The 16,406-nt window shown below is 71.2% G+C and carries 16 protein-coding genes; 8 read left to right on the forward strand and 8 right to left on the reverse strand.

Features of this window, described 5'->3' with window-relative positions; translation table 11 throughout:
* Positions 1-107: 107 nt before the first annotated feature.
* Positions 108-1,343 (forward strand): sensor histidine kinase, encoded by a 1,236-nt coding sequence (locus QWJ41_RS10345; RefSeq protein ID WP_302707943.1) that lies wholly within the window; start codon positions 108-110, stop codon positions 1,341-1,343.
* Between the two features lie 23 nt (positions 1,344-1,366).
* Here the strand turns inward: QWJ41_RS10345 and nadA are convergent, their stop codons facing one another.
* Both nadA and QWJ41_RS10355 read right to left on the reverse strand, forming a co-directional pair.
* Complete coding sequence (gene nadA, locus QWJ41_RS10350) at positions 1,367-2,551, reverse strand: quinolinate synthase NadA (protein WP_302707945.1); 1,185 nt, start codon at positions 2,549-2,551, stop codon at positions 1,367-1,369.
* A gap of 22 nt (positions 2,552-2,573) precedes the next feature.
* Positions 2,574-3,467 (reverse strand): GNAT family N-acetyltransferase, encoded by an 894-nt coding sequence (locus QWJ41_RS10355; protein ID WP_302707947.1) that lies wholly within the window; start codon positions 3,465-3,467, stop codon positions 2,574-2,576.
* Positions 3,468-3,527: 60 nt separating this feature from the next.
* On the opposite strand from QWJ41_RS10355, the gene QWJ41_RS10360 reads away from it, so the two are divergent.
* Both QWJ41_RS10360 and erpA read left to right on the forward strand, forming a co-directional pair.
* Positions 3,528-4,619, forward strand: coding sequence for a glycerate kinase family protein (locus tag QWJ41_RS10360; RefSeq protein WP_302707949.1), 1,092 nt, complete (start codon positions 3,528-3,530; stop codon positions 4,617-4,619).
* Positions 4,620-4,721: 102 nt separating this feature from the next.
* Positions 4,722-5,084 carry an iron-sulfur cluster insertion protein ErpA gene (erpA, locus tag QWJ41_RS10365; protein ID WP_302707951.1) on the forward strand — a complete coding sequence of 121 codons (363 nt, stop codon included), beginning with the start codon at positions 4,722-4,724 and terminating at the stop codon, positions 5,082-5,084.
* A gap of 197 nt (positions 5,085-5,281) precedes the next feature.
* Here erpA and QWJ41_RS10370 read toward each other — a convergent pair whose 3' ends face one another.
* On the reverse strand, positions 5,282-5,572 hold the full coding sequence (locus tag QWJ41_RS10370; protein WP_302707953.1) for a hypothetical protein: 291 nt from the start codon (positions 5,570-5,572) through the stop codon (positions 5,282-5,284).
* A gap of 174 nt (positions 5,573-5,746) precedes the next feature.
* Here QWJ41_RS10370 and QWJ41_RS10375 point away from each other — a divergent pair, with 174 nt between their 5' ends.
* A complete protein-coding gene (locus tag QWJ41_RS10375) occupies positions 5,747-6,697 on the forward strand; it encodes a carbohydrate kinase family protein (RefSeq protein ID WP_302708051.1) in 951 nt (316 codons plus the stop codon).
* On the opposite strand, the gene QWJ41_RS10380 is transcribed toward QWJ41_RS10375, so the two are convergent.
* Positions 6,694-6,945, reverse strand: coding sequence for a sulfurtransferase TusA family protein (locus QWJ41_RS10380; RefSeq protein WP_193670443.1), 252 nt, complete (start codon positions 6,943-6,945; stop codon positions 6,694-6,696). The genes QWJ41_RS10375 and QWJ41_RS10380 overlap by 4 nt on opposite strands.
* On the reverse strand, positions 6,942-8,081 hold the full coding sequence (locus QWJ41_RS10385; protein ID WP_193670442.1) for a cysteine desulfurase family protein: 1,140 nt from the start codon (positions 8,079-8,081) through the stop codon (positions 6,942-6,944). Before QWJ41_RS10385 ends, QWJ41_RS10380 begins: the two co-directional genes overlap by 4 nt.
* A 93-nt stretch (positions 8,082-8,174) precedes the next feature.
* Here QWJ41_RS10385 and ctaC point away from each other — a divergent pair, with 93 nt between their 5' ends.
* From ctaC to QWJ41_RS10405, 4 genes are all read left to right on the forward strand, one after another.
* Positions 8,175-9,122: an aa3-type cytochrome oxidase subunit II gene (ctaC, locus tag QWJ41_RS10390; protein ID WP_302707956.1), complete on the forward strand. Its 948-nt coding sequence runs from the start codon at positions 8,175-8,177 to the stop codon at positions 9,120-9,122.
* Complete coding sequence (gene ctaD, locus QWJ41_RS10395; protein WP_439117316.1) at positions 9,119-10,888, forward strand: aa3-type cytochrome oxidase subunit I; 1,770 nt, start codon at positions 9,119-9,121, stop codon at positions 10,886-10,888. Before ctaC ends, ctaD begins: the two co-directional genes overlap by 4 nt.
* Positions 10,888-11,304 carry a cytochrome c oxidase subunit 4 gene (locus QWJ41_RS10400; protein ID WP_193670441.1) on the forward strand — a complete coding sequence of 139 codons (417 nt, stop codon included), beginning with the start codon at positions 10,888-10,890 and terminating at the stop codon, positions 11,302-11,304. Before ctaD ends, QWJ41_RS10400 begins: the two co-directional genes overlap by 1 nt.
* Before the next feature lie 292 nt (positions 11,305-11,596).
* Entirely contained in the window at positions 11,597-12,571 is a 975-nt protein-coding gene (locus QWJ41_RS10405; RefSeq protein ID WP_302707960.1) for a L,D-transpeptidase, read from the forward strand.
* Between the two features lie 77 nt (positions 12,572-12,648).
* Here QWJ41_RS10405 and qcrB read toward each other — a convergent pair whose 3' ends face one another.
* Genes qcrB through qcrC form a run of 3 tightly spaced genes read right to left on the reverse strand, consistent with a single transcriptional unit; the run spans position 12,649 to position 16,375 of the window.
* Complete coding sequence (gene qcrB, locus QWJ41_RS10410) at positions 12,649-14,391, reverse strand: cytochrome bc1 complex cytochrome b subunit (protein WP_302707962.1); 1,743 nt, start codon at positions 14,389-14,391, stop codon at positions 12,649-12,651.
* Between the two features lie 2 nt (positions 14,392-14,393).
* The gene (gene qcrA / locus QWJ41_RS10415; RefSeq protein ID WP_193670438.1) at positions 14,394-15,509 is read right to left on the reverse strand and encodes a cytochrome bc1 complex Rieske iron-sulfur subunit; all 1,116 of its coding nucleotides are present in this window, start codon (positions 15,507-15,509) and stop codon (positions 14,394-14,396) included.
* Positions 15,506-16,375, reverse strand: coding sequence for a cytochrome bc1 complex diheme cytochrome c subunit (qcrC, locus tag QWJ41_RS10420; protein WP_302707966.1), 870 nt, complete (start codon positions 16,373-16,375; stop codon positions 15,506-15,508). Before qcrC ends, qcrA begins: the two co-directional genes overlap by 4 nt.
* Positions 16,376-16,406 lie beyond the last annotated feature (31 nt).

Genomic DNA, 16,406 nt, shown 5'->3' on the forward strand with positions numbered 1-16,406 from the left:
CCGGCGTTCGACTGCGGGGCCTCAGGAGGTCTCCCTAGACTGAGCGGCGTCCCCGCCGTGGCACCACTCCCTCCTGCCCCGCCACGACCGGACGTCTGGAGGAACGCGTGCTGGAGCAGCTGACGGACCACGCACCCGTCGTGCAGGACCGGCGCCGGGTCCTGGAGATCGACCGCTACCAGGTGCTGCTCGACCCGCCGCGCAGCGACCTCGTCGCCCTCGTCGACATCGCCGCCCAGGTCGCCGACGTGCCGCTGGCGACCATCAACCTGATCACCGACGTCGCCCAGCACCAGATCGCCACCAAGGGCTTCGACGCCTCGGTGTGCGCGCGCGAGGACTCGATGTGCAACGTGGTGCTGCACGAGGGTGCGCCCGTGGTGGTCCCGGACGCCTCCCAGGACCCCCGCTTCGCCGACAACCCGTTCGTCACCGGCGAGATCGGTGACGTGCGCTTCTACGCCACCCACCAGCTCATCACCCCGCACGGAGTGGTGATCGGGACCCTGTGCGTCTTCGACACCGTGCCCCGCGAGATCACCGCCGACCAGGAGCGCGCGCTGGTCGAGCTCGCCGAGCGGGTCGTCGACCTGCTCGAGCTCGAGCTGCGCACCCGTGAGCTGGCCTCCTCGGTCTCCGAGCTCGAGCGGGTGCGCGACGAGCTGCAGCGCTCCAACAGCCAGCTGACGGCCTTCGCGGGCCAGGTCAGCCACGACCTGCGCAACCCGCTCACCACGGTGCGGATGTCGCTGTCGATCCTGGCCGAGGAGGTCGAGGCCGGCGAGCTCGACCCGGCGACGGCCGAGTACCTGGTGGGTCGGGCCGAGAAGGGCACCGGGCGGATGCAGGCCCTCATCGACGACCTGCTCGCCTACGCCCGCCTCGGCGGGCAGATCGCCAGCAAGCCCGTCGACCTCGCCGCGGTGGTGCAGGAGGTGCGCGACGACCTGGCCGAGGCGCTGAGCGGGGCCAGCCTCGAGGTCGGTGAGCTGCCGGTGGTCACCGGTGACCCGGTGCAGCTGCGGGCAGTGCTGCAGAACCTGGTGGCCAACGCCGCGAAGTTCGTGCCGGCCGGCGAGAGCGCCCGCGTGCGTGTGGACGCGTCGCGGGTCGCCGGCGGCTGGCGCGTCGAGGTCGTCGACCACGGGCTCGGCATCGCGCCCGAGGACCGCGAGCGCGTCTTCGAGCCGTTCACCCGCACCCACGACGACGTACCCGGCTCGGGCATCGGCCTGGCGACCGTGCGGCGGGTGGTCGACGCGCACGGGGGGACGATCGGGATCGGGGAGACCCCCGGCGGCGGCACCACCGTGTGGTTCGAGCTGCCGGCACGCGACGAGTAGTCACGCGCGCGACTGCTCGTGCGTCAGTCCTTGGCGGTGCGCCCGGGCAGGGCCAGCATCCGCTCGAGGGCGACCAGCGCCTCGCGCTCGGTGTCGGCGTCGACCTCGATGCGGTTGACCACGGTGCCGGCCGCGAGCGACTCCAGCGCCCAGACCAGGTGCGGGAGGTCGATGCGGTTCATCGTCGAGCAGTAGCAGACCGTGCGGTCGAGGAAGGCGATGGACTTGTCGGGGTGGCCGTCGGCCAGGCGCTTGACGAGGTTGAGCTCGGTGCCGATCGCCCACGACGAGCCGGCCGGCGCGGCCTCGATCGTCTGGATGATGAACTCGGTCGAGCCGACCAGGTCGGCCTTGAGCACCACCTCGTGGCGGCACTCGGGGTGCACCAGGATCTGGATCTCGGGGTCCTTGGCGCGCAGGTCGTCGACGACGTCGGGGGAGAAGCGGCCGTGCACCGAGCAGTGGCCCTTCCACAGGATCATCTTGGCGTCGCGCAGCTGCTCGGGGCTCAGCCCGCCGCTGGGACGGTGCGGGTCCCAGACCACGCAGTCGTCGAGCGTGAGCCCCATCTGCAGCACCGCGGTGTTGCGGCCCAGGTGCTGGTCGGGCAGGAACAGGACCTTCGCGCCGCCCTCGACGTCGGGCTTCTGGTCGTAGGCCCACTCGAGCGCGACCTCGGCGTTGCTGGAGGTGCACACCACGCCGCCGTTGCGTCCGCAGAACGCCTTGATGTCGGCGCTGGAGTTCATGTAGGTCACCGGCACCACGGCGTCCTGGATGCCCGCCTCGGCCATCGCGTCCCAGGCGGTCTCGACCTGCTGCAGCCGGGCCATGTCGGCCATCGAGCAGCCGGCCGCGAGGTCGGGCAGCACGACCTGCTGGTCGGGGGAGGTCAGGATGTCGGCCGACTCGGCCATGAAGTGCACGCCGCAGAAGACGATGAACTCGGCGTCGGGGCGGGCCGCGGCCTCGCGGGCCAGCTTGAAGGAGTCGCCGGTGACGTCGGCGAACTGGATGACCTCGTCGCGCTGGTAGTGGTGGCCCAGCACGAAGACGCGCTCGCCGAGGGCCTCCTTCGCCGCGCGCGCACGCGCGACCAGGTCGGGGTCGGACGCGGCCGGCAGGTCACCGGGGCACTCGACCCCACGCTCGGACTGCAGGTCGACGCCACGGCCCAGCGGCAGCAGCGGGAGGTCGACGGTCGTCATGGGTCCATCGTAGGCGCCGACCTCACAACAACGAGCCGTGGTGCAGGTACGGCGACGGCGCACGCATCGCGCGCAGCGCCAGGTAGCCCACCGTCCAGACCTCGAGCCGGGCGGCGAGGCCGATGTCGAGCGCCCACTCGTTGGCGGCGGTGACGTGGGCGATCTCGGTCTGCTCCGCTCCGTCGGCCAGCGCCGACCACAGCAGCCGCCCGGCCGTGCGCCGGTTCGTGGCGGCCAGCAGCGTCACCCGGCCGTCCGGGTTCGCGTAGGCGTAGCCCGACCCCGTGGTGCTCTCGGAGACCAGCAGCCGCGACTGCGCCATCAGCAGGGGGTGGTCGGGGCCGTGCGCGCTGCCGCGGGCCTGCCGGTCGACCGAGTCGAGCAGGTCCTGGTCGCCGGCGCTGCCCTCGCGCACCTTCTCGCCGGTGCCGATCGGGATGGACGTGCGGTCGAGGGTGCCGCGCAGCACCATCTGCGGGTGCAGCGAGAGCCCCGCCTGGCGGTAGACCCGCACGGCGCGGGGGTCGGCCGAGCTCGACAGCATGCCGCGCAGGGCGCCGCGCCCGTGGTGCAGCGCGGCCGCCAGGAGCGGCTTGCCGACACCGCGGCCCTGGTGCCCCGGCCGCACGGCGTACGTCGCGAGGATCCAGGTGCCCTCGCGCACCAGCGAGGTGACGACCCCGACCATGGCGCCGTGCTCCTCGGCGACCCAGCAGCCGCCCGGGTCGGTGCGCAGCAGGTGCTCGGTGCGTGCCTGCCACGACCGGCTGCGGCCCTCCTGCCGCGGCTGCGGCTCGGGCCAGGCGCGGGGGAGCGTGAGGCGGTCGAGCGCGTGGAAGCTCTCCGAGCTGACCTGCTCGGCCTCGGCGACGTCGTCGGGGCGCATCGGGCGGATGGCGGCGGTCGGGCTCGGCACCCGCCCACCGTAGGCGGCAGCGCCGTGGTCGGGCTCGCCCGCGGCTGCGAGGATGCGTGCATGCGAGTCCTGGTGGCCCCTGACAAGTTCGCCGGCACCCTCACCGCCGTCGAGGCCGCCGAGGCGATCGCCGCCGGCTGGCGGCGCCACGCGCCCGGCGACGAGCTCGACCTGGCGCCGATGTCGGACGGCGGCCCCGGCTTCGTCGACGTGCTGCACGCCACCCTGGGCGGCGAGCTGCTGGTCTCGACGGTCAGCGGCCCGCACGGCGAGGACGTGCCGGCCACGGTGCTGGTCGCGGGGGAGACGGCCTACGTCGAGAGCGCGCAGGCCTGCGGTCGGCACCTGGCTGCCGAGGGCGACCCCGAGCTGGCCACCACGGTCGGGGTCGGGCAGCTGCTGCTGGCGGCGCTGGCGACCGGCGCCACCACCGTCGTGGTCGGCCTCGGGGGCAGTGGCACCAACGACGGGGGAGCTGGGCTGCTGCACGCCCTGGGGGCCACCGCCGACGCCGGTCGCCTCGACGCCGGCCCGGCCGGCTTCGGTGACCTCGGCGCCGTCGACCTGGCGCCGGCGCGCGAGCGCATCGGCCAGGTGCGGCTGGTGGCCGCCAGCGACGTCGACAACCCGCTGACCGGGCTCTTCGGCGCCACCAAGACCTACGGCCCGCAGAAGGGCATCGCCGAGGAGCGCCACCTCGAGGTGGACGGCTGGCTCGAGCGCCTGGCCGCCGCCACCGACCGGCGTACCTCGCTGCAGAAGGGGGCCGGGGCGGCCGGGGGCCTGGGGCACGCGCTGCTGTGCCTGGGCGCGGTGCGCGAGCCCGGCATCGCCCTGGTCGCCGAGGCCGTGGGCCTGGCCGAGCGGGCCCGTGCCGCGGACCTGGTGGTGACCGGCGAGGGCGCCTTCGACTTCTCCAGCCGCTCGGGCAAGGTGCCGTACGGCGTCGCCGAGGTCGCCGCCGAGGCGTTGCGGCCCTGCGTGGCGCTCGCCGGGCAGGTGCTGGTCGGGTCGCGGGAGATGCGCGCGCTGGGCGTGGAGTCGGCGTACGCGCTGGTCGACCTCGTCGGTGAGCAGCAGGCCTTCGAGGACCCCGTGGGCAGCCTCGAGGCGCTGGGGCGACGGGTCGCCCGGACGTGGTCGAGGGAATAACCCCGCGTGGCCTACCCTTGACCCGGAGACCGCTGCAGTCGACGACGTGCCGGCGGCCCGCACCAGACCACGCAGCACGCAACCCATGTTGGGAGCACAGACATGACCGAGCAGGTGGAGACCACTCCTGATCGCCGCACCGACAGCATCAACCTGAGCCCGGTGGCCGCAGCCAAGGTGCAGAGCCTGCTGGAGCAGGAGGGCCGCGACGACCTCGCGCTGCGCATCTCCGTGCAGCCCGGTGGCTGCTCGGGCCTGCGCTACCAGCTCTTCTTCGACGAGCGCACCCTCGACGGCGACGTCGTCACCGACTTCGACGGCGTCAGCGTCGTCGTCGACCGGATGAGCGTGCCCTACCTCAACGGCGCGATGATCGACTTCGTCGACAGCATCGAGAAGCAGGGCTTCACCATCGACAACCCCAACGCCACCGGCTCCTGCGCCTGCGGCGACAGCTTCCACTGATCGGGACCGCGAAGCGGGCCCGATGATGGTGGTCGAGCAAGGCGCACGGCTGAGCCTGCGAAGCCGTGACCGCCGTGTCGAGACCCAGTTGCTGATGGGTCACAGCACCGCCCAGCACCAGCACTGAGACACACCGAAGCCCCCGGACCGACCAGGTCCGGGGGCTTCGTCGTGTGCTCAGCCGGTGAGCCCCTGCGTCAGTCCAGGTACAACGACAACGCGTTGGCGAGCCGCTGGGCGGCCTCGCCGACCTCGATGTCGCGCTTGTGCACCTCGCGGGGGAAGTCGGCGAAGTGGATGCTGGGGGCGGGGCGGGTGGCGGCGCGCGCGACGGCGGCGGCAGCGGTGGCCTCGCGGCCCACGGGCAGGCGCAGTGCGCGGCCGGCGGCCTCGCAGTCGGCACCCATGTCGCTGATGCGGGCCAGGTCATCGTAGGGGAGCCGTGCGGCTGGCCCGAGGGGCCCGGGGGAGGGCGTCGAGGAGGTCATGGTCGCGACGCTAGGGGCTACTGGGGGGTACTCCCAGCAGTACCCGCAGGTAGTGTTCGCGCCGTGCCCGACACCTCCTCGACGCCCCTGACCGACCCCCCGGCCGACGCCCAGGCGGTGGTCCCGACCGGTGGCCCGCTCCTGGTCGCCGGGTCGATCGCGACCGACCACCTGATGAGCTTCGCCGGCAAGTTCGAGGACTCCCTGGTCGTCGAGCAGCTGCACAAGCTGTCGGTCTCGTTCCTGGTCGACGACCTCGAGATCCGCCGCGGCGGGGTGGCTCCCAACATGTGCTTCGGGATGGCGCGCCTGGGCCTGCGGCCGGTGCTGGTGGGCTCGGCGGGCGAGGACTTCGCCGACTACCGCTCCTGGCTGGAGCGCCACGGCGTCGACTGCGACCACGTGCGGATCTCGGAGTCGCTGCACACCGCCCGCTTCGTGTGCACCACCGACACCACGATGGCGCAGTTCGCCTCGTTCTACCCCGGTGCGATGAAGGAGGCCCGGCTCATCGAGCTGGCCCCCATCGTGGCCAGGGTGGGCGCGCCGTCGTTCGTGCTGATCGGCGCCGACGACCCCGACGGGATGCTGCGCCACACCGAGGAGTGCCGCCAGCGCGGCTACCCCTTCATCGCCGACCCCAGCCAGCAGCTCGCCTTCGGCGAGGGCGACCTGATCCGCCCGCTGGTCGAGGGCGCCGCGATCCTCTTCAGCAACGAGTACGAGTCGCACCTGATCCAGCAGAAGACCGGCTGGTCGGCCGACGAGGTGCTGGCCCGGGTGGGCGTGCAGGTCACCACCCTGGGCGCCGACGGCGTGCGGGTGCTGCGCGCCGGCGAGGACGACATCGTCGTGCCCGCCGCCAAGAACGTCACCGCGGTCGAGCCGACCGGCGTCGGCGACGCCTTCCGTGCCGGCTACCTCGCCGCGACCGCGTGGGGCCTCGACCTGACCCGCAGCGCGCAGGTCGGGTGCGTCCTGGCGGCGTACGTGGTGGAGACCGTCGGCACCCAGGAGTACAGCTTCACCGCCGAGCAGTTCCTGGCCCGGCTCGAGGAGTCCTACGGCGCCGAGGCGGCCGCCGACGTGGCGCCGCACCTGGCCGCAGCGCACCAGGCGCGCTAGGTCAGCCGCCGCACCAGGTAGCGGGGGACCCCGTCGTCGGCGGCGTCCTCGCCCAGGTACTCCTGGCCGCGCATCCGGCACCAGGCCGGTACGTCGACCCGCGCAGCCGCGTCGTCGGCGACGACGCCCACGACGTCGCCGACCGCCACCTCGGGCAGCGCCCGCGCCAGGTCGATCACCGGCAGCGGGCACAGCCGGCCGCGGCAGTCGAGCTCGCGCAGGTCCGCGCCGGGCTCGGGGGTGCTCACATGCCCACCCGCGCGCGCAGGTCGGCGACGACGCCGGGCAGCACCGCGAGCAGCCGCTCGACGTCGTCGGCGCCGGTGTCGCGGTGCAGGGAGACCCGGGCGTTGCCGTGGGTCAGGGCGCCCATCGCGGCCAGCACGTGGCTGGGCTCGAAGGTCGACGACGTGCACGCCGAGCCGCTGGCGACCCCGAAGCCGTGCCTCTCGAGCTCGTGGACCAGCGCCTCGCCGTCGACGTAGAGGAACGAGAAGGTCACCAGGTGGGGCAGCCGGTCGTCGGGGTCGCCCACCACGTCGACGTCGGGGATCACCGTGACGCCCTCGCGCAGTCGGGCGACCAGGGCGTGCTGGCGGGTCGCCACCTCGTCTCGCTCGGTCACGACCGCCTGCAGCGCCGCTGCTGCCGCCAGGGCCGCCGGCACGTTCTCGAAGCCCGAGGTGCGCTCGTCGACGCGGTCGTCACCGGGGAAGGGGGAGGCCCAGCGGGCGCCCTTGCGCACCAGCAGCACCCCCACCCCGGGCGGGCCGCCCCACTTGTGCGCGGACGCGGCCGCGGCGTCCCAGCCGCGGGGCAGCGCCCGTCGCCCGGCGGCGGCGCAGGCGTCGACGAAGAGCGGGACCCGCCCGTCGAGGCGCGCCGCGACCTCCGCGACGGGCTGGACGGTGCCGACCTCGTGGTTGGCGGCCTGGAGGGCCACCACCCCGGTGCCGGGCGCGACTAGGTCGACGACGTCGTCGGGGGAGACCCGCCCGTGCCGGTCGACCGGCACCACGGCGCCCGGCACGCCGCTGCGCCGGGCCCACCAGTCGGCGGCGTGGCCCACGGCGCTGTGCTCGACGGCGCTGAGCAGCGTGGCGTCGCGGCCGTCGGCACGGCCCTCGAGGAGCCCGAGCAGGCCCCGGTGCACGGCCTCGGTGCCCGAGGAGGTGAAGGAGACCTCGTCGCGGCGCACCCCCAGCGCCCCGGCCACCACCTCGCGGGCGTTGTCGAGCAGCAGCCGGGCGTCGCGGCCGGCCCGGTGCAGGCGCCGCGGGTCGCCCCAGCCACGCTCGTGCGCCGCGGCCAGGACCTCGCTCGCCGCGGGGTGCAGCGGCTCGCCCGAGGCCGCGTCGAGGTCGACCGGCGCGGCATTCGTCACAACCGCCACGGTAGGCCACCCTGTGCAGCCGGACGGCTGGTGGGCGGGGTACTCTGACGCCAACTTCTGATCGCTTGAGAGGAAGGCTCGTTCGTGAGTCTGCAGCTCCCCCAGATGGCACCAGGACGTCGGCGGGCCTCGGCCCGTCGTGCGGGCCTGGGCGCCACGCTCGGCCTCGGCCTCGTGCTGCTCGCCGGTTGTTCGTCGGAGTCCCGCGGTGAGTGGGAGCGCCTGGCCATGCCAGAGCCCATCACCGAGCAGGGCGAGTCGACCCTCGCGCTGTGGCAGGGCGCGTGGATCGCGGCTCTGATCACCGGTGTCGTCGTGTGGGGCCTCATCGCCTGGGTGGTGGTCGCCTACCGCCGGCGAAGCGACGACGAGGTCCCGGTCCAGACGCGCTACAACCTGCCGCTGGAGATCTTCTACACGGTCGCGCCGATCATGATGGTCGTGGTGTTCTTCGCCCAGACCATCCGGGTCCAGGACATCGTGCTCGAGGAGTCCCCAGCCCCCGACAACATCGTCGAGGTGACCGCCCAGAAGTGGTCGTGGACCTTCAACCACGGCATCGGCGCCGTCGACGTGGCAGCTGACGAGGACAACGAGGACGACGAGTTCCCCTACGAGGGCTACGCCTACCTCGCGGGCACTCTCACCGACATCCCCACGTTGGTGCTGCCGGTCGGTGAGACCACGCGTTTCAACCTGCACTCGCCCGACGTGATCCACGACTTCGGTGTACCGGCGTTCCTGATCAAGATGGACGTCATCCCGGGTCGCGTGAACTCCTTCGAGGTCACTCCCACGACCGAGGGCACCTTCAAGGGCAAGTGCTACGAGCTCTGCGGTGCCTACCACTCGCGGATGCTCTTCAACGTCGAGGTCGTCAGCGCTGAGGAGTACGACGCCTACGTGGCGGACCTGGCCGACTCCAACCTCGCCAGCACGGGCGTCCAGGCCGAGCTGCCCATCCTCGGAGGCGAGGACGCCCGCACCCAGGTGGGCCTCGCATCCACCCGATCCGGAGGAGAGGGCCAGTGAGCGCCGCCACCGCCCAGAGGCCGACCGCACCCGGCGAGCCCCGCAAGCCGCTCGGCCAGCTGGCCGTGCGGATGATGACGACGACCGATCACAAGCTGATCGGCAAGATGTACCTGATCACCTCGTTCGCGTGGTTCCTCATCGGTGGCCTGATGGCCTTGGTGATCCGCTCCGAGCTGGCTTTCCCGGGCCAGCAGGTGGTCAACGAGGAGCTCTACAACCAGCTCTTCACCATGCACGGCACGATCATGCTGCTGCTCTTCGCGACGCCGCTGTTCTTCGGCTTCGCCAACGTGATCATGCCGATCCAGATCGGCTCACCCGACGTCGCGTTCCCGCGGTTGAACATGTTCAGCTACTGGCTGTTCCTCTTCGGCGGCCTGATCGCCGCATCGGGCTTCCTGACCCCTGAGGGCGCAGCCTCCTTCGGGTGGTTCGCATACACCCCGCTGTCCAACGCCGTCAACAGCCCCAGCGTGGGCGGTGACCTGTGGATCATGGGTCTGTGGATGGCCGGACTCGGCTCCATCCTGGGCGCGGTCAACTTCATCACCACGATCATCTGCATGCGCGCCCCCGGCATGACCATGTTCCGGATGCCGTTGTTCGTGTGGAACACCTTGATCACCAGCCTGCTGGTGCTCATCGCCTTCCCGGTGCTCGCCGGCGCGCTGCTGATGCTCGAAGCGGACCGCATCCTGGGGGCTAACGTCTTCGACACCGCCCACGGCGGCGCGATCCTGTGGCAGCACCTGTTCTGGTTCTTCGGCCACCCGGAGGTCTACATCATCGCGCTGCCGTTCTTCGGCATCGTGACCGAGATCTTCCCGGTCTTCAGCCGCAAGCCGCTGTTCGGCTACGTCGGCCTGGTGGGCGCGACCCTGGGCATCGCGATCCTCTCGGTCGCGGTCTGGGCGCACCACATGTTCGTCACAGGCGCGGTCAACCTGCCGTTCTTCTCCGGCATGACGTTCCTGATCGCGGTGCCGACCGGCGTGAAGTTCTTCAACTGGATCGGCACGATGTGGGGCGGGTCGCTGTCCTTCGACACCCCGATGCTGTGGTCGATCGGCTTCCTGACCACGTTCCTGTTCGGTGGTCTGACCGGCATCATCCTGGCCAGCCCGCCGCTCGACTTCCAGGTCTCGGACTCCTACTTCGTGGTCGCGCACTTCCACTACGTCGTCTTCGGCACCGTGGTCTTCGCGATGTTCGCGGGCTTCTACTTCTGGTGGCCCAAGTTCACGGGTCGGATGCTCGACGAGCGGCTGGGCAAGCTGCACTTCTGGATCCTGTTCATCGGCTTCCACCTGACCTTCCTGGTCCAGCACTGGCTCGGTGTCGAGGGCATGCCGCGCCGCTACGCCGACTACCTGCCCGACGACGGGTTCACCCTGCTCAACCAGATCTCCACCGTGGGTGCGTTCCTGCTGAGCCTGTCGATGCTGCCGTTCTTCTACAACGTGTGGATCTCGCGCAAGGCACCGCTGGTCGAGGTCGATGACCCGTGGGGCTGGGGTCGCTCGCTGGAGTGGGCCACCTCGTGCCCGCCGCCGCGCCACAACTTCGTGACCATCCCGCGCATCCGCTCGGAGTCGCCGGCCTTCGACCTGCACCACCCGGAGATCGCGGCCATCGAGCTCGACCAGAACGAGGCGGCGCGCGAGGGTCGCTTCGCCGACGCCCCCGACATGGCCGGGCGCGGAGAGACCGTGGGTGAGCGTCGGTCCACCGGCACTCGGTCCGACGACGGGAAGGACAGCTGATGAGGGCCGAGGCCTTGATCTTCGCGATCTGCACCGTGTTCCTGGTGCTGATCACCCCGGCGTACTGGTTCATCACCAGTGCCGGCGACACCGGTGGCGACTGGACGGGCACCTCCGCCCTGACGATGACCACGCTGCTCACCCTGATGGTCACCTTCTACCTCGGCTTCCACGCCAAGAAGATGGAGCCGCGTCCGGAGGACCGCAAGGACGCCGAGATCGCCGACGGCGCCGGAGAGCTGGGCTTCTTCCCGCCGTACTCCTGGTGGCCGCTGTGGGCCGCGCTGACCCTCGGCACGATCGTCTTCGGAGTTGCGATGACAGCATGGTGGCTGGCCATCATCGGAGCCGTTCTGGGTGCCGTGGCCACCTCCGGGCTGGTCTACGAGTACTACCGCGGTGAGCACGCGCACTGAGCGCCCTCCCGACGCACCACCACGACGACTCCGCCGCCCTCGGGCCGCGGAGTCGTCGTGTCCTCCTCGTCGACCAACCGGCAACATGACCTCCGAGCTCCCGGTGCCTCGCGCTCGCCCCGTCGACGGCGACGTACGGCAGCCTGGCCGCGCTGGCGGTTTCCCTCAGCGTCCTGGGCGCCTACGAAAGTGCCTCCGAGGTTGCGGACCACCTGCACACCGGGCCGGCCACCCGTAGTGCGGACGGGCCCCAACGGGTGCCGGGCCGGCCCCGGTCGGGCTGCGCAGCAACGTGCGCAAGCGCGCGCAGGACGTGTCGGTCGACACGCTGCTCGAGGTCGACGCCGCCGGCGGCGACCTGCTGGGGGTGCGGGTCACCTCCCCCGCGGGCGGGGTGCCCGGCCGCCGCCAGCACGGCTCCTGGCGGGCCACCGAGCGGCTCGAGCCCGGCACGGCGTACGTCGTGCGCGCGCGGGTGCGCGGCGCCGACGGGCCGGTCGTGCGCGAGCGCCGCTTCCGCACCGCCGGGGAGACGGTCGGGGTCGGGATGCCGGTCGTGGTGCAGTTCGACCTTCCGGTCACCGACCGGGCTGCGATGGAGCCCGAGATGGCCGTCGAGTCCACGCCGCGCCAGGCCGGCTCCTGGCACTGGCTCAGCGACACCGAGGCGCACTACCGCCCCAAGGAGTACTGGCAGGCCGGCAGCGAGGTGGTGGTCGACCTCGACATCAATGGCGTCGACGCCGGGGGAGGGATCTACGGCCAGGAGAGCCGCGAGGTCGCCTTCACCGTGGGGGAGGCCCACGTCTACCGCATCGACGCGCAGCGCCACACCATGGAGGTCTTCTCCGAGGGCCGGTTGCTGCGCACCATCCCGATCACCACCGGCAAGGCCGGGTTCACCACCCGCTCCGGCACCAAGGTGGTGATGGAGAAGTACGAGTCGAAGCGGATGGACTCCGAGACCGTCGGCATCGGCGGCGACGAGGCCTACGACATCGCCGACGTGCAGTGGGCGATGCGGCTGACCAGCTCGGGGGAGTTCATCCACGCCGCGCCCTGGTCGGTCGGCAGCCAGGGCAGCGCCAACGTCTCGCACGGCTGCACCGGTCTGAGCACCGAGCAGGCCGCCTGGCTCTACTCGATGACCCGGCGCGGCGACGTCGTGGAGTACACCGGCACCGACCGGGCGATGACCCTCGACAACGGCTTCGGCGACTGGAACCTCGGCTGGGCGGAGTACCGGGCCGGCTCCGCCCTGGGCTGAGCCGCCCCAGCACGACGAGTACGACGAAGGCCCCCACCCGACGGATCGGGTGGGGGCCTTCGTGTCGTGCCGGTGCCTCAGTGGCTGCCGCGCAACGTCTCGCCCTCGACGGCGTGGTGGCCGTCGAACTGGTGGCCGTCGGCCGAGTGGCCCTCCAGGGGCGCCTGCAGCTCGTGCTCGTGCTCGGCGTGGTGGTGCGCCTCCTCGAGCTCGGCCGCGGTCGGCTTCTGCACGTTGTCGGCGTACCAGGCCTTGTTGAGCCTGGCCCGCAGGCCGCTGAGTCGACCGCCGGGACGACGTACGCCGTTCTCGTCGGTCTCCGCCTCGGGCGTCCACATCTCGTCGCGGTCGCGCGCGGTGAGGGTGTAGGCCGAGGCCGGGGCGATCGGCAGGTGCCGCTCGCTGTAGCCACCCTCGGGGGAGCGCATGATCACGCCCGTCTCGTAGCCGTGCAGCAGCTTCTCCTGGTCGTGGCGCTGCAACGAGATGCACCAGCGCTTGGTGATCATGAAGGCGATCACCGGACCCAGGAAGACCGCTACCCGCAGGAAGTAGGTGATCTGGTTGATGCTCAGGTTGAGCTTGATCGCGATGATGTCGTTGCCGCCCGCAGCCCACATCAGGCCGTAGAACGTCATCAGCGCGACCATGATGGCGGTCCGGGTCGGGGCGTTGCGCGGGCGCTCCAGCAGGTGGTGGTCGCGCTTGTCCCCGGTGATCCAGGACTCGATGAACGGCAGCATCAGCAGGATCGTGAACATCAGGCCGGGCAGCACGATGACAGGCAGGAAGACGTTCCAGGCGATCGTGTAGCCGAACAGGTGGGTCTCCCAGCCCGGCATGATGCGCAGCGCGCCGTCGGGCCAGCCCATGTACCAGTCGGGCTGCGAACCTGCCGTCACCTTGGTCGGGTCGTAGGGGCCGAGCTTCCAGACGGGGTTGATGTTGAGCAGCGCACCCATCATGGCGGTGACACCGAAGACGATGAAGAAGAAGCCACCGGCCTTGGCGGCGTACACGGGGAGCATCGGGAAGCCGACGACGTTCTCCTCGGTGCGGCCGGGACCAGGCCACTGCGTGTGCTTGTGGTAGACGAGCAGCAGCATGTGGGCCGCGATCAGCCCCAGCAGCAGGCCGGGGATCAGCAGGACGTGGATGGTGTAGAGGCGCGGGATGATCGAGTCACCCGGGAACTCGCCACCGAAGAGGAAGAACGACATGTAGGTGCCCACGACCGGGATCGACTTCATGAAGCCGTCGGCGGCGCGGATGCCGGTGCCGGAGAGCAGGTCGTCGGGCAGCGAGTAGCCGGTGAAGCCCTCGAGGGTGCCCAGCAGCAGCAGCAGCGAGCCGATGACCCAGTTGAGCTCTCGCGGCTTGCGGAACGCACCGGTGAAGTAGACGCGCAGCAGGTGGATCATCATCGAGGCGATGAAGATGTTGGCTGCCCAGTGGTGCATCTGGCGCATCAGCAGGCCGCCGCGGACGTCGAAGCTGATGTTGAGGGTCGAGGCCATCGCCTCGGACATGTGCAGCCCGCGCAGCTGGTCGTAGGAGCCCATGTAGGTCACCTCGGCCATGCTCGGCCGGTACCAGAACGTCAGGAAGACACCGGTCAGCAGCAGCACGACGAAGCTCCACAGAGCAATTTCGCCGAGCATGAAGGACCAGTGGTCGGGGAAGACCTTGCGCAGGTTCTTCTTCATGGCCGTGCCCAGGCCCAGGCGCTCGTCGGCCCAGTTGGCCACGACTCCTGCCTTGCCGGGCTTCTTGGCTGTCGCGGCCGAGCTGTTGCTCGTCGCGACCTTGCTGGTGTCCATGCTCACAGCTCTGCCTCACCCTGCTCGCCGATGTCCTTGTGGTCACGTTCCCAGTAGCTGGGCCCCACCGGCTCGGTGAAGTCGCTCTGCGCGACCAGGAAGCCCTCGGCATCGACCGCCAGCGGGAGCTGGGGAAGATGCCGTCCGGCGGGACCGAAGACGACACGCCCGGAGTCGGCGAGGTCGAAGGTGGACTGGTGGCAGGGGCACAGCAGGTGGTGCGTGGTGCGCTCGTAGAGCGAGATCGGGCACCCGACGTGGGTGCAGATCTTGGAGTAGCAGACGATCCCGTCGACCGACCAGTTGTCGCGCCCCTCGCCGGGGATCACGTCGTCGGGGTCCATCCGGACCACGACGACCGCGGCCTTCGACTTCGCCACGTACAGCTCGACGCCCTCGATCTCGGGGTAGCCGTTCTCCTCGGTCGGGAAGATGGCCTCGGGCTCGGCGTTGACCAGGTCGCCGACCTCGAGGTCGGCGGCGCGGATCGGGGTGCCGATGACATCGCGCACAACACGCATGTCGGGCTTCCAGATGGTGTTCTCGAGGCCCGCGTCGGGGCCGCTGGCTGCTGCCTGGCTGGGTGTGGGGCCCAGGTCGCGGAACAGCACCACGGCCGGCGCGAGCAGCAGGGTGATCGAGGCGATCAGCGAGTTGCGCACCAGCGGGCGACGCGCGATGCCGGACTCCTCGAGCCCGGCGTCGAGGGCAGCCAGCGTCGCGGCGCGGTCCTCGTCGGAGGAACGGGCCGGGTGGCGCATCTCGACCATCTCGTGGTCGGCCATCAGCTTGCGGGCCCACTGGATGATCCCGACGCCGATGAGCAGCAGGGCCATGCCCAGCGTGGTGCCCAGGGCGATGTTCGAGGCGCCGAGGCCCAGCACCGTCTCCCAGCTGTCGCCGACGTCGAAGGAGAAGTAGGCCACCACGAAGAGGACCGCGAAGACCGAGGCGAGACCGAACATCGTCGCGACCTGGCGCTCGGCTCGTCGTGCCGCGTCGTCGTCGACGTCGGTGGGTCGCCAGGTGTGCTCGGGGAGGCCCGGGTTGGCGATCGGCTCCTCGGTCGTCGCGGGCAGGTGCTTGCCGGCCTGCTCGCCGTGCTGGATGTCCGTCACGAAGTCACCTTCTTCTTCTTCGATCGGGTGGTGTGCGCAGCGATCCAGATCGCGAAGGCGACCAGACCGCCGATACCGACCAGCCACGCGAAGACGCCGTCGGTCACGGGGCCGAGGCCGCCCATGCCGAAGCCGCCGTACCCGGGCTGCTCCTCGAGCGACTTCAGGTAGGCGATGACGTCGCGCTTCTCCTCGGGCGCGAGGTTGCCGTTGCTGAAGCTGGGCATGTTCTGCGGTCCGGTCAGCAGGGCCTCGTAGATGTACTTGGACTCCACGCCGTCGAGAGACGGCGCATAGCCGCCGCGGGGCATGGCGCCACCCGAGCCCTCGAAGTTGTGGCAGGCGGTGCAGTTGGTCAGGAAGATCTGGCCACCACGGACGACCGCCGCCTCCTTGGCGTCGTCGTCGAGACCCTCGATCGAGTAGTCGGACTCGTCGGGGATGGCGGGGCCGGGGCCCAGCGAGGCGACGTACGCCGCGAGCTGGGCGGTCTCCTCCTCCGAGTAGGTGACCGGCTTGCGGGGAGCCTGGGCGCCGGGCTGGGCCATCGGCATCCGGCCGGTGCCGACCTGGAAGTCGACCGCCGCGGCGCCGACGCCGACGAGCGAGGGGCCGAGGTTGTTGCCGTCGAGGGTGCTGACGCCCTCGCCGTTGAGGCCGTGGCAGCTCGAGCAGCCCACGAGGAACAGCTCGCGGCCCTTCTCGACCTCGATGGCCAGGGTGTCGGAGTCCTGCGCCTGGGCGGGGGCCAGCGCGGTGTAGAGACCACCGGCGGTCACCAGGCCGACCAGCAGCAGGACGAGTCCGGCCAACGGGCCGCGACGGTGACGGGAGAGGCGACCGGCGGAGCGGTTCACGAAGCGCACTGGGGGTCCTTGGGTTCGGGGTGCAGCGACT

The sequence above is a fragment of the Nocardioides cremeus genome (assembly GCF_030518195.1).
In the GTDB taxonomy this organism is placed as follows: Bacteria; Actinomycetota; Actinomycetes; order Propionibacteriales; family Nocardioidaceae; genus Nocardioides; species Nocardioides cremeus.